This window comes from Actinomadura alba, assembly GCF_014323705.1.
GTDB lineage: Bacteria > Actinomycetota > Actinomycetes > Streptosporangiales > Streptosporangiaceae > Actinomadura_C > Actinomadura_C alba.
This window is the reverse complement of record NZ_JABVEC010000055.1, coordinates 13,037-32,743: the sequence shown is the minus strand read 5'-3', so window position 1 is coordinate 32,743 and position 19,707 is coordinate 13,037. Positions and strand designations below refer to the sequence as shown.

At 68.8% G+C, this 19,707-nt stretch carries 22 protein-coding genes; 11 read left to right on the top strand and 11 right to left on the bottom strand.

What is annotated here, in order from left to right; translation table 11 throughout:
- Window positions 1–306: 306 nt before the first annotated feature.
- A complete protein-coding gene (locus HKK74_RS37055; RefSeq protein WP_187248102.1) occupies window positions 307–720 on the bottom strand; it encodes an SRPBCC family protein in 414 nt (137 codons plus the stop codon).
- Window positions 721–1,316: 596 nt separating this feature from the next.
- A complete protein-coding gene (locus HKK74_RS37050) occupies window positions 1,317–1,739 on the bottom strand; it encodes a hypothetical protein (protein WP_187248101.1) in 423 nt (140 codons plus the stop codon).
- 603 nt (window positions 1,740–2,342) lie between these two features.
- Between HKK74_RS37050 and HKK74_RS37045 the strand changes: the two genes are divergently transcribed.
- Window positions 2,343–2,672 (top strand): hypothetical protein, encoded by a 330-nt coding sequence (locus HKK74_RS37045; RefSeq protein WP_246492360.1) that lies wholly within the window; start codon window positions 2,343–2,345, stop codon window positions 2,670–2,672.
- Between the two features lie 27 nt (window positions 2,673–2,699).
- Here the strand turns inward: HKK74_RS37045 and HKK74_RS37040 are convergent, their stop codons facing one another.
- Window positions 2,700–2,906: a DUF397 domain-containing protein gene (locus tag HKK74_RS37040; protein WP_187248100.1), complete on the bottom strand. Its 207-nt coding sequence runs from the start codon at window positions 2,904–2,906 to the stop codon at window positions 2,700–2,702.
- 31 nt (window positions 2,907–2,937) lie between these two features.
- On the bottom strand, window positions 2,938–3,798 hold the full coding sequence (locus tag HKK74_RS37035; protein WP_187248105.1) for a helix-turn-helix domain-containing protein: 861 nt from the start codon (window positions 3,796–3,798) through the stop codon (window positions 2,938–2,940).
- Window positions 3,799–3,994: 196 nt separating this feature from the next.
- Here HKK74_RS37035 and HKK74_RS37030 point away from each other — a divergent pair, with 196 nt between their 5' ends.
- The 6 genes from HKK74_RS37030 (at window position 3,995) to HKK74_RS37005 (ending at window position 8,451) form a co-directional block, all read left to right on the top strand.
- The gene (locus tag HKK74_RS37030; RefSeq protein WP_187248099.1) at window positions 3,995–4,234 is read left to right on the top strand and encodes a hypothetical protein; all 240 of its coding nucleotides are present in this window, start codon (window positions 3,995–3,997) and stop codon (window positions 4,232–4,234) included.
- Between the two features lie 456 nt (window positions 4,235–4,690).
- Window positions 4,691–4,906, top strand: a complete 216-nt coding sequence (locus HKK74_RS37025; protein ID WP_187248098.1) for a hypothetical protein — start codon at window positions 4,691–4,693, stop codon at window positions 4,904–4,906.
- Window positions 4,907–4,972: 66 nt separating this feature from the next.
- Window positions 4,973–6,661, top strand: coding sequence for an AMP-binding protein (locus HKK74_RS37020; protein WP_187248097.1), 1,689 nt, complete (start codon window positions 4,973–4,975; stop codon window positions 6,659–6,661).
- Complete coding sequence (locus HKK74_RS37015) at window positions 6,658–7,449, top strand: TIGR03084 family metal-binding protein (RefSeq protein WP_187248096.1); 792 nt, start codon at window positions 6,658–6,660, stop codon at window positions 7,447–7,449. The genes HKK74_RS37020 and HKK74_RS37015 overlap by 4 nt, the downstream gene beginning before the upstream one ends.
- An 88-nt stretch (window positions 7,450–7,537) precedes the next feature.
- A complete protein-coding gene (locus HKK74_RS37010; RefSeq protein ID WP_312882161.1) occupies window positions 7,538–8,050 on the top strand; it encodes an O-acetyl-ADP-ribose deacetylase in 513 nt (170 codons plus the stop codon).
- Window positions 8,051–8,193: 143 nt separating this feature from the next.
- Window positions 8,194–8,451, top strand: a complete 258-nt coding sequence (locus HKK74_RS37005; RefSeq protein WP_187248094.1) for a hypothetical protein — start codon at window positions 8,194–8,196, stop codon at window positions 8,449–8,451.
- 360 nt (window positions 8,452–8,811) lie between these two features.
- On the opposite strand, the gene HKK74_RS37000 is transcribed toward HKK74_RS37005, so the two are convergent.
- Entirely contained in the window at window positions 8,812–9,441 is a 630-nt protein-coding gene (locus HKK74_RS37000) for a GNAT family N-acetyltransferase (RefSeq protein WP_187248093.1), read from the bottom strand.
- 795 nt (window positions 9,442–10,236) lie between these two features.
- On the opposite strand from HKK74_RS37000, the gene HKK74_RS36995 reads away from it, so the two are divergent.
- Window positions 10,237–12,078 (top strand): Xaa-Pro dipeptidyl-peptidase, encoded by a 1,842-nt coding sequence (locus HKK74_RS36995; RefSeq protein ID WP_187248092.1) that lies wholly within the window; start codon window positions 10,237–10,239, stop codon window positions 12,076–12,078.
- A 209-nt stretch (window positions 12,079–12,287) separates the two neighbouring features.
- Here HKK74_RS36995 and HKK74_RS40610 read toward each other — a convergent pair whose 3' ends face one another.
- From HKK74_RS40610 to HKK74_RS36980, 3 genes are read right to left on the bottom strand one after another with little or no spacing between them, the layout of a single operon-like run.
- Window positions 12,288–12,539, bottom strand: coding sequence for a type II toxin-antitoxin system RelE family toxin (locus tag HKK74_RS40610; protein WP_187248091.1), 252 nt, complete (start codon window positions 12,537–12,539; stop codon window positions 12,288–12,290).
- Window positions 12,536–12,781, bottom strand: a complete 246-nt coding sequence (locus tag HKK74_RS36985) for a hypothetical protein (RefSeq protein ID WP_187248090.1) — start codon at window positions 12,779–12,781, stop codon at window positions 12,536–12,538. Before HKK74_RS36985 ends, HKK74_RS40610 begins: the two co-directional genes overlap by 4 nt.
- On the bottom strand, window positions 12,778–13,947 hold the full coding sequence (locus HKK74_RS36980) for a S8 family serine peptidase (protein WP_281398202.1): 1,170 nt from the start codon (window positions 13,945–13,947) through the stop codon (window positions 12,778–12,780). The genes HKK74_RS36985 and HKK74_RS36980 overlap by 4 nt, the downstream gene beginning before the upstream one ends.
- Here HKK74_RS36980 and HKK74_RS36975 point away from each other — a divergent pair.
- Window positions 13,858–14,865, top strand: coding sequence for a hypothetical protein (locus HKK74_RS36975; protein WP_187248106.1), 1,008 nt, complete (start codon window positions 13,858–13,860; stop codon window positions 14,863–14,865). The genes HKK74_RS36980 and HKK74_RS36975 overlap by 90 nt on opposite strands.
- 113 nt (window positions 14,866–14,978) lie before the next feature.
- Here HKK74_RS36975 and HKK74_RS36970 read toward each other — a convergent pair whose 3' ends face one another.
- Window positions 14,979–16,028 carry a cytochrome d ubiquinol oxidase subunit II gene (locus HKK74_RS36970; protein WP_246492359.1) on the bottom strand — a complete coding sequence of 350 codons (1,050 nt, stop codon included), beginning with the start codon at window positions 16,026–16,028 and terminating at the stop codon, window positions 14,979–14,981.
- Entirely contained in the window at window positions 16,025–17,392 is a 1,368-nt protein-coding gene (locus HKK74_RS36960) for a cytochrome ubiquinol oxidase subunit I (RefSeq protein ID WP_187248089.1), read from the bottom strand. The genes HKK74_RS36970 and HKK74_RS36960 overlap by 4 nt, the downstream gene beginning before the upstream one ends.
- A 92-nt stretch (window positions 17,393–17,484) precedes the next feature.
- Between HKK74_RS36960 and HKK74_RS36955 the strand changes: the two genes are divergently transcribed.
- Both HKK74_RS36955 and HKK74_RS36950 read left to right on the top strand, forming a co-directional pair.
- Window positions 17,485–17,865 (top strand): BlaI/MecI/CopY family transcriptional regulator, encoded by a 381-nt coding sequence (locus tag HKK74_RS36955; protein WP_187248088.1) that lies wholly within the window; start codon window positions 17,485–17,487, stop codon window positions 17,863–17,865.
- Window positions 17,862–18,830 (top strand): M56 family metallopeptidase, encoded by a 969-nt coding sequence (locus tag HKK74_RS36950; RefSeq protein WP_187248087.1) that lies wholly within the window; start codon window positions 17,862–17,864, stop codon window positions 18,828–18,830. Before HKK74_RS36955 ends, HKK74_RS36950 begins: the two co-directional genes overlap by 4 nt.
- Before the next feature lie 72 nt (window positions 18,831–18,902).
- Here HKK74_RS36950 and HKK74_RS36945 read toward each other — a convergent pair whose 3' ends face one another.
- Window positions 18,903–19,637: an alanyl-tRNA editing protein gene (locus tag HKK74_RS36945; protein ID WP_187248086.1), complete on the bottom strand. Its 735-nt coding sequence runs from the start codon at window positions 19,635–19,637 to the stop codon at window positions 18,903–18,905.
- Window positions 19,638–19,707: the final 70 nt, after the last annotated feature.

Here is a 19,707-nt window from a genome sequence, read left to right as displayed (position 1 = left end):
CAAGCCCGGAGAAATCCAGGCAACGCGCCCGGGGCCGACCCAGACCAACATTCTGGCTGGAAACTCCAACAACCATGGCCAGGCCTCCTGATCTGGATCACACCATCAGGCACATGGCACATCGTCACACCCGAATAGGCCGTCGGGTACAGGTAAAGGTGCAGAGGTGCTCAGCCTGTCGAGGCCGCCGTCACCGGGTGATCTGGCGCGCCTCGCAAGGCGGCATACCGGGCATACGGCCGATTGGGTCCATGGGGTGAGCACTGATCTTCCTCGCGCCGGTGCCTATGCATTAGATCCGGCGGCTCAGCCGTGTGCTGTGGCCTCGATCGCCTGCTTCATCTCCCACGCGCCGCGTTCGACGCGAATGCGGATCTCGGCGGCCAATGCGTGCGGCAGCACATCGGTGGTCCAGATCAGCCGGCCCCTCTTGTCGTCCTCCGGACGGACCTCGAACGAGGCGTGGTGGTGTTCAAGCGGCGGTCGCGCACCCTCGACGACGGCGTAGGCGAGGCGGCGGGCCCCGTCATCGATGGCAACGATCAGCTCGCGGATCACATGCCCGTCGGGAAAGGTCAGGAACCGCTGGTCACCATCAATCCGGGTGCTCGTGACACGGCCGGGAAGCAGGCGTTCGTGCACGGCGCCGACATCGCGCAGCACGTCCCAGATGTGCTCGGGGGACGCGTCGATCAGGATCTCGTGGCGGATGGAAGCCATGAAGCCGGCGAACTCCTCTCGGGGTTGGACGGGCGCGATCAACCTAGCCGGAACACCTCCGAGTCGGCACGCACCGAGTACGACCGACCCCAAACGCGAACCCGCCGGCCGGTATCCCCGCGACCGTCACCGTAAGCCACACTGTGCGGTCAAAACTCACGAACAACGACTTCACCGGAACAGGACCGCGGTCACCCGGCAAGCAACGTCAACTCTCACGAGCAGAACCAGCCTCACCGGCCCACTCAGCAATCGTCCAGCAGTTCTTGCGGGGCAAGTCGGCCAGCAGGCCGCGGACGAACATGTCCACATGGCCGCCCTGGCTGCCTGCGCCGTCACCGCCGCCCGGGCCGCACGACCACCGCCAGCACCACGCCGCCACCGACCAGCCCCAACGATGTCCCACCCGCCGACGCGCTAGGAGGCGCCCCCACCGAAGCGCTCTCGCTCCGGTGGGGGCCGTCACGTTCGGCCGACGAAGCCCCACAGGTCAGCGAACTCATGGCTTGACCCACTGGATCACGTGGAGGGCCCTCCGCATGCGTCACACCGCATGGCTTCCGCTAGTCGTCGGCTTGCCCTGGTGTTCCGGTGGTTCAGTTGTTGGTGGTGTACGTGGTCCTGCAGTGCTTCCAGGTGCCGTCGGCCGTGATGCCGCACGCCCGGATCCGCATCTCCTCGCCCCACACGGGCCGTGGGTTGTTGTCGGCGAGGTTATTGCGGTTGATGCTGCCGCATCCGCGGACGCTCGCCAGCCCACTCACCCGATAAACGCCGTCCCGACGGACGGAGGCTTCGACGATGATGCCGTTGTCACCGTCGCAGTAGTTGTCCTCTGCCCAGACGGTGCCGCCGTCCGCGCCCACGGTGAAGCCGCCGTTCCCCAGCAAGAGCCCCGAGGCGCTGAACACCTGAATACTCACATTGGCCGCCGAGGCGGGTCCCGCCATGCCGACTGTGAGTCCCATGGCGGCCACGGCGCACGCGCCGAACATCCCCAGTCGAGTACGAACGCTCATCCCACTCCTTCTCTTCGGACCGGCGCACACCGGCCAGCGGGCAGTACTCCACCAGTGATCATGAAATTTGGGACGGCATTTTGCACGCTTACCGGTAAATGCGAAGTAAACGGTGTCTTACCTATAGGTATCGCATGTTTCGGAGGCCCAATTCAACGATTAAGGCTTGCAGTTAATGCACTTTGGCGCGCGCCATATGGTCACAAAGAGTTACATCTACCACCAGCGAGTGAACGGGACGTGCTGCTCTCGGGAATCGTTGGGTCCACCGCCTACTACGGCAGTCCGAGATCGTGATCTGGTTATCGACGGGCAAGGCGGGCTCGTTGGTGGCGGAAATATCCGGCCATCGCGGCCATCAGGTCATCAAGATGGCCGCCAACCGCCTCAGCCTCTACGGTGGCGGCAGCGGTCGCCCCAAGATCGTTGATCGTCACAAATCAAAGATCACCAGGCGGCTGCCCTATGTTACGGGCAGGAACTGGTGGGCATCGGCCGGCGACCGGTTGATCGAGGCGCGCACCCCGGAACACCTCGGCCGCAAGCTGGAGCGCTTCCGCGCGCGCACGGCGTCCTCCGCGGGCCGGAGTCCGGACCAGATGGGTGGCGCTCGGCCGCGAAGGGCCGCGCACCATCACGTTCTCGGCGCATCTCCCGTCATTGCCCCGCCCGTCGGAGCTGGCCGAGCGGCTGCCCAAGACGCTGATCCACCGGAACGTACCCGGCGAGGGCGTACACGCGCTGCTGACCGACTTCGACCGCTGCTGGGCCGCGTCCGCCGCCCAGTCGGTGTTCGGGCCCCGGCAGCGCTGGCTCGCCTCGGTAGAGGCCCTCGCCCGCTCCTGGCCGGTGATCACCCGGCCGCCCGCCGGCGGCCGCACCCGGTGGCGGCTCGGTGAGGTCACCCTCCCCTGGTCCGCCGTGGCCCCGTGAAACCGTGCCGCCACCGTCGTGCACTTGTCAGAGGTCGTGCCCGCCCGCAACCATCCGGGCGTGGAACACCCGCCAGACGTCGGCATCGAACACGAGCACGGGACCCTCAGGGTTCTTGGAATCACGAACGGCGATCACACCGGGCAGTTCCGCGAGCTCAACGCACGCTCCCTGCTCCTGGCTGCGACGGCTCCTACGCCACTGCGCATGCGCCCGTTCACCGTGTCGGAACATGAGCCACATCGCTTTCTGCTCGAGGGGACGGTCATTGCCGTGCAAGTCCGGCAATCGTCGCGATCGTATCCTCGGGACTCTTGGCGACTGCCGTCAGCCGCTCGAAAGCGATTCGGAATGAATCCACTTCCTCCGGCTCCTCAATGAACAGCTCGCCTGCGACGTTCTCGACGTAAACGGCATCTGGATCCTGCCGTTCCCTGAACTCAAGGATGGTGAACGGTCCCTTGGTCCCTGGATGAGTACCGCTGCTGAAGGGGATGACCTGAAGAGTCACCTTGGGCAACTCCGCGACCTTGATGAGGTGCTGCATCTGCGCACGCATCACCACATCACCACCTGCCGGACGCTGCAAGGCCGCTTCGTCGATCACCGCCCACAGGCGTAGCGGATCCTCTCCGGTCAGGATCTGCTGACGAGCCATCCGGATCTCCACGCGGTGATCGATCTCGGCCGCGGAGATCTCCGCGGGACCTCGACTCATCAGAGCGCGTGCGTAGTCGGCCGTCTGCAGAATCCCCGGGATCACCGCGAGCTCGAACGTGCGCTCGGTGGCAGTCTCGGCCTCCAGCCCTATGAATGTCGTGTAGGACTCCGACAGCATGTCGCGATATGGATGCCACCATCCACGCTCGCGTCCCTCACGCGCCCATGCCATGAGCTGTTCACGCTGGTGCTGATCGGTAACACCGTAGACGTCCAGCAGGTCCTGCACATCCCTCGGGTTAGGCCGCACCCACTCCCCACGCTCCATCCGCGTCAGTTTCCCAGCGGCCCAGTTCAACCGATCCGTCACATCGAGTGCCGTAAGGCCGCAATCTCGCCGAAGCCTTCGCAGCTCTGCCGAGAGGCGTCGCCGTCGAAGCGTCGGACTACGACGAGGGCTGGACATTGGCGTCTCCGAATCATCACTGGCAGTGAGGAGATCGTAGGACATCACCGCCGCATCAACACTCAGACACCAAAACATCTCGACTAAAAAAGAGTATTGATATTTTGTCGAGCATCCGCCACCATGGGCGCATCCCCGACTCCTCATCGTCCGCACCGACCCACGCCCCATCGCCGCAACTAGGAGTGATCGCCTCGTGACTGTCGATGACCGCGTCTCTCTCGAACGGCTTCAGGACGACTTCCCCGGCTGGCATGTGTGGCGGGCGCGGACGGCGACGGGCGAGGCCGGTACCTGGTGGGCGACCCGACGCGATCGCGTCCTCACCACCGAGGAGATGCGGGCCGGTCTCGCGCACACGGTCGCCGGGGACACCGCCGACGAACTGCGTGACGCGCTCGTAGGTCAGCGCGACATCGAGAGCACGCGGGTCTGACGTGGGCATCTCGTGGGGCGACCCGCATCACCCGCCGTCCGCGGCGGTGACCAGTGCAAGCGGTACGGCGGAGGCCCGTATGGGCATGGCCGCCGTACCCGCTCTGACGTCCGGGACAGGGGAAGGCCCGGGCGACGTCGTACGGCCTGGTATCGACCGCCGGAGCAACGGTGCCGGGCCGTACGACCCCCTCGAACCGGCGCGGCGGCGCGAACGTGACGGGTTCCCGGCCCCCGGGGAGCCTCGAACGCGCGCCGCCGCGCCACCGTCCGGCCGACCACGGCTCAGGCGATTCCTCGTACGGCTGACGTCTCTGCCGCCTGGCCCCGGCCCGTTCATACCGCGGCCGAAGCGGTGAGCGGCCATCACGGGCGCCATTGCGGAAGTGCGGGGAACGAGGCGGAGTCCGCGGTCGCGGGTGCCCCCCCTCCTCCGCTTCCCGCGATAGCGCCTGAGGTGGCGCTGGCACTGCTCGAGCAGCGGTTCCCCGCCGTACCGCTGTGGTTCGGCCAGGCGACCGGCCATTGGTGGGCATTGGCCGGCGACCGGTTGATCGAGGCGCATACCCCGGAACACCTCGGCCGCGAGCTGGAGCGCTTCCGCACGCGCACAGTGCCCTCCGCGGGCCGGAGTCCGGACCAGGCAGGAGATTCCACGGGCCGGACGCGCTAGGCGGGTACGTACTGGGAAACCGATTCACATTCGGTTACATTCTCTTCGTCCCGATGAGGAGATCCATTGCCTCGACTCGATCTGGCGACGCTGCATGAGGCGATCGCGGCCGCCGTACCCGACCGGGAGTGCCTGGTATGGCGGGACAGGCGGCTGACCTGGCACGACGTCACCGATCGGACCCGCCGGCTGGCTCGGGTGCTGCACGCTCACGGGCTCGGGCCACGGGGCGGGACCGGCGCACCGTGGGCGTCCGGCCACGACCATCTCGCCCTCTATCTGCACAACGGGCCGGAGTACCTGGAGGGCCTGCTCGCCGCGCACAAGGCGAGGGTCGCGCCGTTCAACGTCAACTACCGGTACGTCGACGACGAGCTCGCCCACCTCTTCACCGACGCCCGGCCGGCCGCGATCGTCTATCACGCCCGCTTCGCGCGGACGCTGCGCCGGATCCTCGATCGGTTCGATCGGCCCGCGTTGCTGCTGCAGGTCCCCGACGAGTCCGGCGCCGAACTCCTGCCCGAAGCCCTCGACTATGACCAGGCACTTGCCGCGGCCTCGCCCGAGCCGCTGGACGTCCAGCCGAGCCCCGATGACCTGCACATCCTCTACACCGGTGGCACGACCGGAATGCCCAAGGGCGTCCTGTGGCGCATCGGCGACCTGCTGAGCGGGCCGCTGGGGCTGCGGCGGCGGGACGGCACCCCGATCACGGATCTGGCGGAGGCCCTCGAACCCGCTGTGACCTCCCGGCGTCGCGTACTGATCGCGCCGCCGCTCATGCACGGCACCGGAACGTGGTCGGCTCTCGGCGGATGGCGCGCCGGCGCCACTGTCGTGATCCCGGATCGGGTCGACCGGCTGGACGCCGGCGACCTGCTCAGTGTCGCCTCCCGCGAGCGGGTGACCCGGGTGACCATCGTGGGCGACGCGTTCGCCCGGCCGATCGCCGACGAGCTCGATCGCGGGGCCGGCCGCCACGACCTCTCGGAGCTGCGGGAGATCCTCAATTCGGGTGCCGCGATCAGTCCGCGGATCAAGCGGCGGCTGGCCTCCGCCCTGCCGGCCGTACGGATCACCGATGTCCTCGGGTCGACGGAGACCGGTTTCCAGGTCGCCCGAAACGGCTCGGACGACCGCCCCTTCACTCCCGCGCCGGGAACGGCCGTGCTCAGCGCCGACCGCACCCGTGCCCTGGCCCCGGGTGAGGAGGAGCTCGGCTGGCTGGCCAAGACCGGCACGATCCCGCTGGGTTATCTCGGCGACCCGGAGAAGACGGCCGCCACCTTCATCACCGTCGGCGGGCGACGGTTCGCCGTCGCCGGGGACCGTGCCCGGCTGCTGGCCGACGGCACCGTCGTGGTGTACGGAAGGGAGGCCACCACGATCAACACCGGCGGCGAGAAGGTGTTCGCCGAGGAGGTCGAGAACGTACTGCGCGGCGTGCCGGGCGTGACCGACGCCCTCGTCGTCGGCCGCCCGAGCGAACGCTGGGGCCAGGAGGTCGTCGCGGTCGTCCGGCTGTCGGCCGAACGTACCGACGACGAGCTTCGCTCGGCCTGCGCAGCGCATCTCGCCCGCTACAAGCTGCCCAAGGCGTTCCTGCGCACCGCGCGAGGGCTACGGCTGCCCAACGGCAAGGCCGACTACGCGGCGGCCCGCGCGGTCCTGACCGCCGCCGGCGGCACCGGCGCCTCGCCCTGCACCCACGCCTCCGGCACCGGCGCCGGCGACACCGACAAGGGGATCTCATGACCGACATCCGGCCGCTGCTCGCGGCGCTGAACGCGGAGAGCGAGCACCTCGACGGGCTCGTCGCGCCGCTCGACGCCGATCAGTGGGCGCTCGCGACTCCGGCCGAGGGCTGGACGATAGCGCACCAGGTGTCGCACCTCGCGTGGACCGACCGGCTGGCGATCACCGCGGCGACCGATCCGGACGCCTTCGCCGCCATGCTCTCCGAAGCCACCGCGAGTCCACAGGAGTACGTGGACGCGGGTGCGGAGGAGGGAGCCGGCGAAGAGCCGGGCCGGCTGTTGCTGCGCTGGCGGGCCGGGCGGCTGAGGCTGGCCGAGGCGCTGACCGCCGTTCCCGGCGGCACCAGGCTTCCGTGGTTCGGACCGCCGATGCGCGCGCCGTCGATGGTCACCGCGCGACTCATGGAGACCTGGGCGCATGGCCAGGACGTCGCCGACGCGCTCGGAGTGAAACGCGAGCCCACGGAGCGGCTGCGGCACGTCGCCCATATCGGGGTGCGCACCCGGGATTTCGCGTTCCACATCCGGGGTCTCACCCCTCCCCGGGAGGAGTTCCGGGTAGGCCTCACCGCACCCTCCGGCGACTCCTGGACATGGGGCCCTGCGGACGCCGCCCAGTCGGTGACCGGGCCCGCGCTCGACTTCTGCCTGCTGGTGACCCAGCGGCGGCACCGCGCCGACCTGGACCTCACGGTGACCGGAGAAAACGCCGACCGCTGGCTGGACATCGCCCAGGCCTTCGCCGGTCCCCCTGGATCCGGCCGCGCCCCGTCGGACGCCGCCTGAAGAACGGAAGGCGCGCGGTCCCGGACCTGGCAGGATGCGTGGCGAGCACCGGCCGTCGATCGCGGCCATCACGGAAGGTCACAGTGCTGTGGAGATCAAGCTCGTTCAGGGGGACATCACCGAGCAGCAAGTGGACGCCGTGGTCAACGCGGCGAACTCCTCGTTGCTGGGCGGTGGCGGAGTCGACGGCGCCATTCACCGACGCGGCGGACCGGCGATCCTGGCGGCCTGCCGGAAGCTGCGGGCATCCCACTACGGAAAGGGGCTGCCGACCGGCCAGGCTGTGGCGACCACGGCGGGCGAACTACCCGCCCGATGGGTGATCCATACGGTGGGCCCTGTCTACGCCGAGTCCGAGGACCGCTCGGAGCTGCTGGCCTCCTGCTATCGCGAGTCGTTGCGGGTGGCCGACGAACTGGGTGCCGGGTCGGTGGCCTTTCCCGCCGTGTCGGCCGGGATCTACGGGTGGCCGGTCGACGACGCCGCGCGGATAGCCGTCAGCACGGTCCGGTCCACCCCGACCGGCGTCCACGACGTGCGTTTCGTCCTGTTCACTCCGGACGTCTACGCCGCTTTCGAACGGGCCCTCGCCGCCCGCTGACTCGGATGTCGCGAAACCCGCAGCGCGGGGGTCACTTGCTTGCGCCCAGAAGAAAGCCAGAAGCATCACCCGCGAACGTCATCGCGAATTCGCCCAGGTCGGCGGTCAACCCCGGGAGGCCCGCTGGTGTCTCTAGTACATGAGTGACGAGAGATGGAACGCCATCGCGGCCGATCGGGATGTGCGACTCAGCGCGCTGCCCCCAGGCCACCCACCACCCTTGCCACCGGCCGGTCTGGGCTGAGGCCGCCGACAACGGCAAGGTCTTCGTCGCCGGTCTCAGCCGCGGTCAGAAGACCGAACGCAGCCGTCTGGAAGCCGAGGTCGCCCGAGCACAGCAAGTCGTCACCGAAATCGACGCAGCCAACACCAACCCGCCAGCGCCGGATGAAGGGGATTGAGCATGGGACGGCTCTCTGATGAGACCAGGGCTCGTAATGAGCAAGCGATCCGAGCCACGATGGACCGGCCGCTACGGGGCGAGATCCCGCCGGGCGGACGCTGTGCCCTGAAGACTCTCGCTGCTGAGTCTGGGGTGACCTGCACTGGCTTCTACGCCAAGACCAACGATTGCGCAAAGGTCAACCCCGGCCCGCGGTCGTTCGCGAGCTGCGGCCGGAAGGCTCGTTGTTTGGTCCGTGCTGAGCGGTCCGTTCCTGGCTGTTGTCAACCCAAGCCGGCCCCACGGCTCTCCACCAGACCCGGGACGGTTCAGACCCACCAACGTCTGGATGGCGGCTCACCAACGAAGCTGAAGCACCTCAGCGTTCGGGCAACGTGGGATGCGGGTCGGTGGGGGCGATCTCGATCATGGAACTGGTGATGGCCCACCGTTCGTGGCCTCGCCACGCACCGTCGACGAACAGGAACTCAGGCGAGTAACCCTCTTTGCGGAAGCCGATGCGTCGGACCAGATTCAACGAGGCATGATTCTCAGGCTGAATCTGGGCTTCCAGCCGGTGGAGCCGCAACTGCTCGAAGGCATAGCGCACCACCAGGTCGAGCCCTTCGGACATATAGCCCTGACCGGCAGCGGGGGGGAAGGCCGCATAGGCGAGAGAGCCGCATTGGAAGCGTCCACGGATGATGCTGTTGATGTTGACCATGCCGGCGATGGCACCGGTGTCACGCACGCAGATCAGCAACGACTCCTCATCGGGCTGCTCATAACGCGTGAGATAAGCCTGGAACTCCTGCGGAGTGAAGGGCAGGGACATCCACGGGCGGTGCAGGTCGACGCTGGTGCCCACCAGCTCAAGAAACTCGCTCTGATCACGGCTGGAGAGCGGGCGCAGGGTCACTCTGCGAGAACCATCCGTCCGGCCGGCCAGGAACGCCTCGATCGCCGCAGCAGTCTGCCCGACGACCTGCGCTCCGTCGTTCTGGATCATAGACGGCACGGTATCGGGCGCCCGTCGATCGGGACCTCCAACCGATCAATGCCTCTGACCGCTCGGAGGCACTGGGCCGAACAACTGGTTCATTGGTGAGCGTGGCGGCGAGGTCGGCCCGGCGATCCGTCCGCAACGCCGCGCTTCTCGACTCGCCGCAGCACGATGAACGAGACACCAGCACCGCGAGTTGACACACTCGACATGGCTACCGCTGCACTGAGGAACGCAACATCACCTGAGCGGGACACAGTTACTGCGGGGGCAATGCACGGCCTTGGCCGCCGATACTTCGTGCAGGCATTGGCGCTAGCCCACCACGCCGTAGATCGGATGCTCGGGGCCAGCACCCTGTCGGCCATGTGCCACCAGGCCAACTACCTCGGTGAGCACCGCGAGGCCCTGCACCTCGCGCGTGCCGCGCAGCAAGGTTTGAAGGGCCATACCCCTGAGCTACTAGAAGCCCAGTTCGCCGCGATGGAGGCCCGCGCCGCAGCCGCGCCGCTGCGGCGGCCGAAGCGGTACAGGCCGCCACCTGCCTTCCGTAGCCCTTGCTTGACCTCCGTCGTAGTCCAACTTGTGCTAAAAAATCACGCTTAGGTCCTTTATGTCCGTCCGAAGACAGCTGAAGGCGCCGGCCCTTATCGTGCGGATGCCCCCTGCGGCGGTCGGATGCCGCAGTGGATGCCGTATCGCCCCGCACAATCTGAGGAAGGCTTGTTGATGTCTTTCCCCCGCCACTATCGGAGCCGTCCAGGGCAAAACCGCCGCGCTGCCACGGTTGTGAGCATCGCCATGGCGATGACGTTCACCGGGCTCGCGGCCCCCTCCGCCCTTGCGAGTCCGGCCGGCCCGCAGGTCGAACCGGTCTTCAAAGACGGAATGGCTCAGCCGGTGTTCTCCGCGAATGCGGCCGACTGGATCCGCGAGGAGATGTGGATCGACACCCCGATCGACAGCGACGGGGACGGTAAGAACGACCGGGTGCACGCCGAGGTCACCCGGCTCAAGGAGACCGAGACCGCCGGGTTGAAGTCACCCGTCGTCTATGAGGCCAGCCCCTACTACGCGGGCGGCAACCCGATCACGAACCACGACGTCGACCACGAACTCCATCAGGCGCTCCGCCCGGGCAAGGGCTGGTTGAATCGCGGTGGATCGGTCACGGATCCGATGACCGACGAGCGGCTGGCTGTCGCGGGCCGCGGCGAAGCCGCTGAGCAAACCGGCCCGCAGCCCGCCATCAGCACCAGGCACGAGGCCAACTGGCTGCCGCGGGGTTTCGCGGTGGTCCACGCCGAGTCGCTGGGCAGCGGCAAGTCCGACGGCTGCCCGACCACCGGCGGACGCAACGAGACCATCGGCGCGAAGGTGGTCGTCGACTGGCTGAACGGCCGTGCGAACGCGTACGACGCGGGCGGCAAGGAAGTCAAGGCGACGTGGACGACCGGCAAGGTCGGCATGATCGGCACGTCGTACAACGGCACCCTGCCGAACGCGGTCGCCAGCACGGGTGTCGAGGGCCTCGAGGCCATCGTGCCGATTTCGGCGATTTCAAGCTGGTACGACTACTACCGCGCGAACGGCGCTGTGGCCGCCCCAGGCGGCTACCAGGGCGAGGACACCGACGTGCTGGCGGAATACGTCTACACCCGCGCGGACAAGCAAATCTGCAGAAAAGTCATCGAACAGCTCGCGCAGGAGCAGGACCGGGTCACCGGCGACTACAGCGGCTTCTGGGACGAACGCAACTACATGAATGACGTCGGCAAGGTCCACGCCGCGGTTCTGGTCGCGCACGGGCTCAACGACTGGAACGTCAAGACCAAGCACGCCGCGCAGTGGTACAAGGCGCTCAAGGCACGCGGCGTTCCGCACAAGATCTACCTGCACCAGGGTGGACACGGCGGTTCACCCAGCCTCGACGTGCTCAACCGTTGGTTCACCCGGTACCTGTTCGGTGTCGAGAACGGCGTGGAAACCGACCCCCGGGCGTTGGTTCAGCGCGAGGACAGGACACTGGTGGCATACCCCGAGTGGCCCGACCCGGCTTCGGCGGACACCACGCTCAACCTCGCGCCCAGCGTGGACGGCACCGCGGGCGACCTCACCCTCGACAGGACCCGCCTGGGCGAGCCGGTGACCGAGACGATCGTCGACGACGCGACGAAACCGGCGCAGACCCTCGCGGATGCGGTCACCTCGCCGAACCGCCTGGCCTACAAGTCAGCGAAGCTGGCCGCCCCGGTCCGGTTCAGCGGCACGCCACACCTGAAACTGCGGATGTCGTTCGACCGGCCGGCCGCGAACGTCACCGCGCTGCTCGTCGACTATGACCAGAACGGCAAGGCCAAGATCATCACTCGAGGCTGGACGGACCCGCAGAACCGCACGTCGATCTGGAAGACCGAACCGGTCAAGCCCGGCACCCCGTACCGCATCGACGTCGACATGCAGCCACACGACTATGTCTTCGCCGCAGGCCACCAGGTCGGCATCGTGCTGCTGTCGAGCGACTACGACTACACGATCCGGCCGAAGCCCGGCGCACAGCTCTCCGTCGACTCGACGAAGAGCACCGTGACGCTGCCGATCGTCGGTGGTGCAACCACGTTCGGCGCAGCGACCAACAACTGACCTGTACCGCACGTCGACACATCCGGCGCTTCGCCTGATCTGTCATCGCGCGCGGCCGGACACGAAAACCCGTGTCCGGCCGCGCGCTGGGCACCGCCACAGTTCGCCCAGTGGAACGCGCCACCGTCCCCGACGGCTACAAGACCGTCACCGAATGCGCCGGACACACGGATGTGGACGAGGTCTGAACGCGTACCGGCACGCTTCAATCAGGCGATGCGTCCAACATGCAGAATCATGATCGCCTGCTCGGCCGGGTAGATCTCGTACAGAACCCGGTAACGACCGACGTGGCTACGCCGCAGGTCCTCACTGCCGTACGGGAACGACCCGACCGGGCGTGGGTCGTCGGCCAGCATGTCGGTGGCATCCAAGACCTGGGCCAGACCCGCGGCGTCGTCGGCGAGGTACCGAGACCCGGTAGAAGTGGCTCGCTCGCTCCAGGTGATTGCGTAACTCACCGAGCCATGAGCCCGAACCGGCGCCGCACCTCAGCCTGTGAAACGGCCGCAACCGTGCCCGCCTCCTGTTGCGCCCTGTACTCGGCCAGAGCCGCGGCCTCGTCCGCGTCGGCCTGCTCACTAAGCCGCGCCCGCCGCTCCAACTCCCGCAGGCGCCGGTACTCCTCCAACGGAACAACGACAGCGGCCTCACCGCCGAGATGAATCACCTCGTACTGGTCATCAGCCGGGAGCTCGGTCATGGTTGCCATGGTAGAGGAATCGGCCCATCCGCGACGCTGTCGTCTGCGGCATTGCCTGTGTGCTGACTGCCTGATGGAGGGCTTGCCGGCAGGCTTGGATCGCGGGATGCCGGCTGCGGCCGCGGCGTACGGCGGTGAACAGTGGGATCGACGGTGATGTCCGCGGCGGCGCTGCCACCCGCCGGAACGGTCACGGTCTGAGCACTCAGCGCAAACAGTGCCTCTGGCGCCGTGCCTCCGCCGTTCTCCGCCGCGTTGACCTCCAGCTTCAACGTCACCGGTTCCGTACCGGCGTTGTGGTAGGTGACCGGGCGTTTCACCGCGTCACGGCTCGGATACCGCAGATAGGTGGACAGGTTCGCCTCGGTCGTCGTCACGGTCTGCTCGACCGCCCGTGCGACCTCCAGGCGGCCGGCGCCCTGCTGGTAGACGCTCGAGCCGCTCGCCGGCTCCGCGGCGTTCATCAACGCGGCCTTGATCTGCGCCGCCCCCCACCCAGGGTCCCGCTGAGCGAGGATCGCCGCCGCGCCCGCCACGTGCGGTGCCGCCATCGACGTGCCGCTCTTGACGGCGTACGGACTCTCGGCCGTGCCGTTCGCGGCGGCGGTGATCTGGACCCCGGGCGCGGTGAGGTCGGGTTTCACCGCATGATCGCCCACGCGTGGGCCGGTGCTGGAGAACCCGGCGAGCATGTCGCTCCTATCCACCGCGCCGACGGCGAGCGCGGCGTCCGCGCTGCCCGGACTCGACACACCCGGCGGCGTTCCACGCCCGCTGTTGCGCGCGGAGATCACGAAGAGCGCCCCGGTCCGTTCGGTGAGCGTATCGACGGCCTGCTCCAGCGGATCGATCCCCGGGAAGTCCGTCCCGCCGAGACTCATGTTGACGACCTTGGCATCGACCTCGGTCGCGGCCCATTCCATTCCCGCGAGGACTGCGGAGTCCTGACACTGCCCTCTGTCGTCGCATACCTTGCCCGCGGCCATCTCAGCGTCCGGGGCCACGCCTTTGTAGCGGCCGCCTCCAGCGGCGCCCAGCTGACCGCCGCGGCTGCCCTGTTCGCCCTGGTGATCGGCGTGACCATGACCTTGAACGGGCCTGGATCCGAGGAGCGCGCCGAACCGTTCGCCGCCGCGGTGAGCCCGAAATTCATCGTGTCGATCCATCTCGCCGCCGGCCCGCAGGACAGGGCCGAACTCCAGGTTCGCGACGCGCGGACGGGCCGGGTGCTGGACCGCGAGATCGCACAGCAGAAGGGAACGGCGGCTTTCGGCAGCGTGACCGCCGCCGGGGACGGCCGGACGTTCTTCGTCAGCGTCCTCAACCGGATGCGGTGCGGTGGCGAGATACGCAGGCTGAAGATCGACGAGAGCGGCGCCATCCGGGAGTTCGCCCCGGTCACGAACGGCAAGGTCACGAGACGGGAGATCCTCTCCCTGGCCGTATCGTCGTCCGGGACCCGGCTGGCGTTCGTGGAGCGCCCCTGCATCGCCGGGCAGAGGGCTCCCACCTTCAAGAACAGCAAGATCTCGGTGCTCTCGGTGGCGACCGGGGAGAGACGCGACTGGGTGAGCGCCGCGGAACTGGAGTTGAGCGAACCGTCCTGGACGGCCGATGGACGAACCATCGGCTTTCGGACCTACAAGATGCCCGCGCGCCGATCCGCACGGCCGCACATCGAACTCCGCGCGCTCGACACCACCGCACCCGGAGGCGACCTCCTCTCGGCCAGCAGGGTCGTGATGGTCCCCACGGCGCAGTGGGGCGACGTCAACGGCATGATGCTCGCTCCCGACGGCAGGACCGTCCTCGCGGTGGTCGCGCAGTCCCGCTTCGCGACGGCTCCATCGAGCATGGGCACGATGGCGGCCTACGCGTTGATCAGGGCCACCGTCGGACGGTCCGATGCCGAGGTGCTCAAGGTCTGGCGCACAGACCAGCCGGTCGACGGGCTGCTCGCGGTGGACCGCTCCGGCCGCCATCTGCTGGTGAGGGGCCCCGGCAGGTTCGAGCGGATCGACGACGGCAAGGTCAGTGAACTGGTCGAGGAGCCGGGGAAGCGGACCGACGTCGCCACCTGGTGACGAGATCTCTCCCGCGATCTCGCACCTGCGAGGGGGGATGACGCGAACCGGCCCCATCGGCGCAGTTCGGGTGCTCACCCGGCCGGCCGGATCGGTTCGCGTCGTCCCCCGTCTCAGCGCGCCTCTTCGGCCCGCTGGAAGAGTACGTAGAGCCAGGTCAGTGAGGGTACGAGCACGATGGCGCCGAGTCCGAGCGCCCAGAACACCACCCCCAGCGCGGCGTCGTGCGCGGCCGCGCCCTCGAAGTCGAGGCCGCTGAGCCCACAGGCGCCCCACAGGACCGAGACCGCCGCGAGCGCCGCGCTCACCCGTACGGCCAGGTAGCGGCGCAGGACCAGCAGTGCCAGCGACACCAGGCCGGCGATGGCGGAGAGCGCGATGAGCGGCGAGCTCACATCGAAGAACGCGGTCCCCGGCAGCGCGAGCAGACCGACGGCCACGCCGGCGGCGAGCGCGCCTCGCCGGAACCGTTCCGTCACCTCGCGCCCGGCCAGCCGGCGGGCGTCCGCGGTGAGGTAGACGGCGGCGAGATAGCCGCAGAGCCCAGTGCAGAGCAGGCCGGCGTACACACCCGACGGGCTCAGCCAGCCCGTCCCACCGGCCGCGATCGCACCGGCGACGGCCCCCATGCAGTACGGGGTGAGCAGCGACGAGACGCCGAACGCCCAGGCGTACCACCCGGTCTGGGGCAGTGCCTTCGCGAAGACGAAGGCACTGCCGCGGACGACGATGCCGAGCGCGGCCAGCGAGAGGGGCACCCAGTACTCGCTCATGACGGCGGCGAAGATCGGCGGAAACGCGGTCCATGTCATGACCATCACGAAGATCAACCAGACGTGGTTCGCCTCCCACACGGGGCCCATCGCGTGCTCGATCACCTCCTGCTCGGCCTCGGCGCGGACGATGGCGGGATCACCCCGGTCCATGTACGACGTCGACTCGTGGCGTGTCGGGGCTTCCAGGTGCCCGTGAACCCCGACACGCCACGACTCAACAAGGCCCGGTGATCCGGCCGCCCGGTCCACTCGCGACCGCGCAGTCGCCCGCGCACGGCGGCGGGCGAGCAGATGCCAGAAGCCCGCACCGAAGTCCGCCCCGCCGAACAGCAGGTACGCCGACAACCCGACCAGCACGAGCCCGAGGGCGACATCCGCGTGACTCATGGCCTCTCACCGTCCTCGCCGTCCGGCTCCGCCGGGGCGGCCGCGGGGCGGCGCATACGGAGCAGGACGCTGATGGTGGCGGCGGCGAGGGCGGCGTACACGACCAGCACGACGTACAGGCCGAACCGGAGCCCGGGTGCGGGGTTGACCGCCTCGGTGGTGCGCATGACGCCGTACACGATCCACGGCTGCCGCCCGACCTCGGTGACGGTCCAGCCGGCCTCCATGGCGATGGCGGCTCCCACGCCGGCGAGGGTCGCGGCGCGCAGCAGCCATGGGGACCAGCGCACCGGCGACCGCCCGCCGGGACGGCCGCGTCGCGCGCGGATGAGGTGCCGGTGGGTCCAGGCCCACCAGAAGGCGAGCGCGAGCAGGGCCACCCCGATACCGATCATGAGTTGGTAGGCGAGGTGGACGATCGCGTCCGGCGGCCGGTCCTCCACGGGCCAGGCGTCGAGCCCGCGCAACGTGGCGTCCGGATCGAAGCGGAGCGCGATGGACAGCGCGTTCGGTATCTCGAAGACACCGATCTTCAAGGGCACACCGGCCTCGGTGTGCTCGATGCCCTCCATCGCGGCGAACTTGATCGGCTGGCGGTCGGCGACGAACCGGACCGCCCAGTCACCGACGATCACCTGCAGCGGGGTCAGTACGGCGCCCAGCGTGAACGGGATCGCGAAGCCGAGCCGGTGGTAACGGTCGGTGACTCCGCGCCGCCGGTCCCGGAGCAGCGCGACGGCGTACACCGACGCCACGATGAACGAGCACACCATGAGCGAGGCGAGGATCAAGTGCGCCGCCTGCGGCGGGGTCGCGGGGTTGAACATCGCGGCGAGCGGGCGTACGTCGATGACCCGGCCGTCGACCAGCCGGAAGCCGCGCGGCTGGTTCATCCACGCGTTGACGGTCACCACGAAGAAGGCCGAGAGCAGGCCGGCCAGGACGATCGGTACACCGGTCAGCAGGTGGACCCTCGGCGGCAGCCGGTCGCGCCCGTACAGGTAGATGCCGATGAAGATGGCCTCTATGAAGAAGGCGATGCCCTCGAGGGCGAAGGCCACGCCGAACACCTGCCCGTAGGTGTCCATGAAGCGGGGCCACAGGGTGCCCATCTCGAACGAGAGCACGGTGCCGGAGACGGCGCCCACCGCGAACAGCACGCCCGTGGCCTTGGCCCAGCGGTGCGCGAGTTCGCGATAGACCGCGTCGCCGGTGCGCAGGGCGCGCCAGTCCGCGAGGAGCATGAGCGCGGGCAGGCCGATGCCGATACTGGCCAGGACGATGTGGAATCCGAGGGTGAAGGCCATCTGCGTGCGGGCCGCGGCGAAGTCGGCCGGGGAGGCGCCCACGGCGAGGAGGTCCATGGGATGATCGTACTACTACGGCTCGTAGTACTACTGACAGTCGTACTACTGCCTGTCGACCCAGATTGCCGAGCCCGGTTAAGCTGGGAGCCGTGAAGGGTTTGGGAGAGCTTGAACGTGCGGTCATGGAAGTCCTCTGGGCACACGAAGACGCGGGCGGCCAGCCGGCGACCGCCCGTGAGGTGGGCCGTGCCCTCGCCGGTCGCGACCTGGCCTACACGACGGTGATGACGGTCCTCGACCGGTTGGCGAAGAAGGGCTTTCTGCGCCGTACCCGGGACGGCCGGGCATGGCGCTATCGCACGGCGGCCAGCCGCGAGGCGTACGTCACCGAGCTCATGCTCGGTGCGCTCGAACTGACCGGCGACCGAGACGCGGCACTCGCACGCTTCGCCCAGTCGGTCTCCGGCAACGAGGCCGAGGTGCTCCGCCGGGCGCTGGAGGACCTCACCCGTAAGGAGTCTCCAGGATGATCGGGGCGGCCCTGCTCGCGACCATCGCGGCCGGCACCGTCGTCGGGGCGCATGTGCTGTCCCGCGCCCGGTGGCCTTGGCGCACGCCGCGCACCGCGATCGCTCTCTGGCAGGCCCTCGGCCTGGCCTGGGGAATCGCCACGATCGGCACACTCCTCAGCGTCGGGCTGCTGCCCTACGGCGACGGCATCGCCGGCGGCCTACACGGGCTGGCCGGGGATTCGGGAACACGCCTGGGCTTGTTGCAGCTCACCTCGCTGCTGTGCGCGCTCAGCCTTGCCGCCGTGCTGCCCGCGATGCTGCTCTTCGCCGTCTTCCGTGTCGTACGGGCCCGGCGCCGCCACCGCGCGCTGCTGGCCCTGGTGGCCCGCGGCGAACCGGACGGCACCCTGGTCCTCGACCACCCCGCGGCCGCGGCGTACTGCGTGCCGGGGATGCGTTCGGCCAAGGTCGTCGTCAGCGCCGGCACCATGCGGCTGCTCGACGAGGCCGAACTCGCCGCGGTGCTGGAGCATGAGCGGGCACACGCGCGCGAACGCCACGATCTCGTACTGCTGCCCTTCTCCTCACTGCGCCAGGTCTTCCCGCGCTTCGGGCTGGTCAGCCGGTCCCTCGACGCGGTCGAACTGCTCATCGAGATGACCGCCGACGACCGGGCCCGCAGGCACCGGCCGCCACGTGAGCTCGCGACCGCACTGCTCCGCTTCGCAGCCGCGCGGCCCGCGGCGGCACCGTCCGGTGCGCTGGCCGCGGTCGGAAAGGCGCAGCCGGCCGGGCACGCCGGGTCCGTCCCGTCCAGCAGCAGGCCGTTCGCCCCGGAGGCCACGGCGGCCAGCCCCGTGCTCGCCCGGGTGAGCCGCCTGGTCGAACCCTCGCCGACGCATCCGGCGATCCGCGCCGCGATCCTGGTCGCCGCGATCCTGATCGCCGTCATCCCCCCGCTGCTGTACGCGCTGCCGCACTGACCGATGCCCTCGGAGTTCCGCAGCCGCGGAACTCCGGCCGCCACGCCGAGAGCCGACCCGGGCGTGATGGTGCTAGGTCACCACCTTGATGCGGATGCGGCGGAATCCGCGCCCCTTGTTCTCGATCTTCGCGACCGCGATGCGCCCGATCTGCCGGGTCGACGCCACGTGCGTGCCGCCGTCGGCCTGGGTGTCGAGCCCGACGATGTCGACGATGCGCACGTTCTGCACCTCGGGCGGCACCAGATTGGTCGCCGTGCGGATGATGTCGGGGATCTCGAACGCCTCGGTCCGCGGCAGGGTCTTGACGTCGATGCGCCGATCGGCCTCGACCTCGAGGTTGCAGGCGGCCTCGACCGCCTCTTTGAAGCCGGGAGGCACCTCGGGCAGGTTGAAGTCCATGCGCGCGACGAGCGGTTCCATGTTCCCGCCCGTGACGAGGCACTTGTAGTCGCGGAACACCACCCCGCCGAGCACGTGCAGCGCGGAGTGCGTGCGCATCAGCGCCGTACGGCGGTCGTCCTCGACGGCTCCGCGGACACTCGTGCCGGCCGGCGGGATCGGATCGCCCTCGGCGGGGATCAGCGCGAGATCCTCCCCCTTCCTGACCCCGACGATCCTGGTCTGCACGCCCTGCCACAGGAGAACCCCGTGATCCGGTGGTTGCCCACCGCCTCCCGGGTAAAATGCGGACCTGTCCAGGATGATCTCCTCGGGCCCGGATTCGAGAATGACGGCGTCCCATTCGCGTAGCGATTGGTCATCGAGCTCGAGCCGAGCCGTACGCCCGTGGTGGTCTTTCCCCATACTTGTCACCCTAGGGTGCGCGTGGGCTGCTTGTCCGCGTGACGTCTCCGGGTCACGGGCCGGGTTCGGT

Excerpts from the sequence above, each read along its gene's own strand:
- HKK74_RS37055 (WP_187248102.1), bottom strand. The coding sequence starts at position 720 with ATGGCTTCCATCCGCCACGAGATCCTGATCGACGCGTCCCCCGAGCAC.
- HKK74_RS36985 (WP_187248090.1), bottom strand. The coding sequence starts at position 12,781 with ATGACCGAGCTCCCGGCTGATGACCAGTACGAGGTGATTCATCTCGGC.
- HKK74_RS37000 (WP_187248093.1), bottom strand. The coding sequence starts at position 9,441 with ATGATCCAGAACGACGGAGCGCAGGTCGTCGGGCAGACTGCTGCGGCG.
- HKK74_RS36950 (WP_187248087.1), top strand. The coding sequence starts at position 17,862 with ATGATCGGGGCGGCCCTGCTCGCGACCATCGCGGCCGGCACCGTCGTC.
- HKK74_RS36960 (WP_187248089.1), bottom strand. The coding sequence starts at position 17,392 with ATGGACCTCCTCGCCGTGGGCGCCTCCCCGGCCGACTTCGCCGCGGCC.
- HKK74_RS37040 (WP_187248100.1), bottom strand. The coding sequence starts at position 2,906 with ATGTTCCGACACGGTGAACGGGCGCATGCGCAGTGGCGTAGGAGCCGT.
- HKK74_RS37035 (WP_187248105.1), bottom strand. The coding sequence starts at position 3,798 with ATGTCCAGCCCTCGTCGTAGTCCGACGCTTCGACGGCGACGCCTCTCG.
- HKK74_RS36945 (WP_187248086.1), bottom strand. The coding sequence starts at position 19,637 with ATGGGGAAAGACCACCACGGGCGTACGGCTCGGCTCGAGCTCGATGAC.
- HKK74_RS36980 (WP_281398202.1), bottom strand. The coding sequence starts at position 13,947 with ATGGATCGACACGATGAATTTCGGGCTCACCGCGGCGGCGAACGGTTC.
- HKK74_RS37015 (WP_187248096.1), top strand. The coding sequence starts at position 6,658 with ATGACCGACATCCGGCCGCTGCTCGCGGCGCTGAACGCGGAGAGCGAG.
- HKK74_RS36995 (WP_187248092.1), top strand. The coding sequence starts at position 10,237 with ATGGCGATGACGTTCACCGGGCTCGCGGCCCCCTCCGCCCTTGCGAGT.
- HKK74_RS36970 (WP_246492359.1), bottom strand. The coding sequence starts at position 16,028 with ATGAGTCACGCGGATGTCGCCCTCGGGCTCGTGCTGGTCGGGTTGTCG.
- HKK74_RS37050 (WP_187248101.1), bottom strand. The coding sequence starts at position 1,739 with ATGAGCGTTCGTACTCGACTGGGGATGTTCGGCGCGTGCGCCGTGGCC.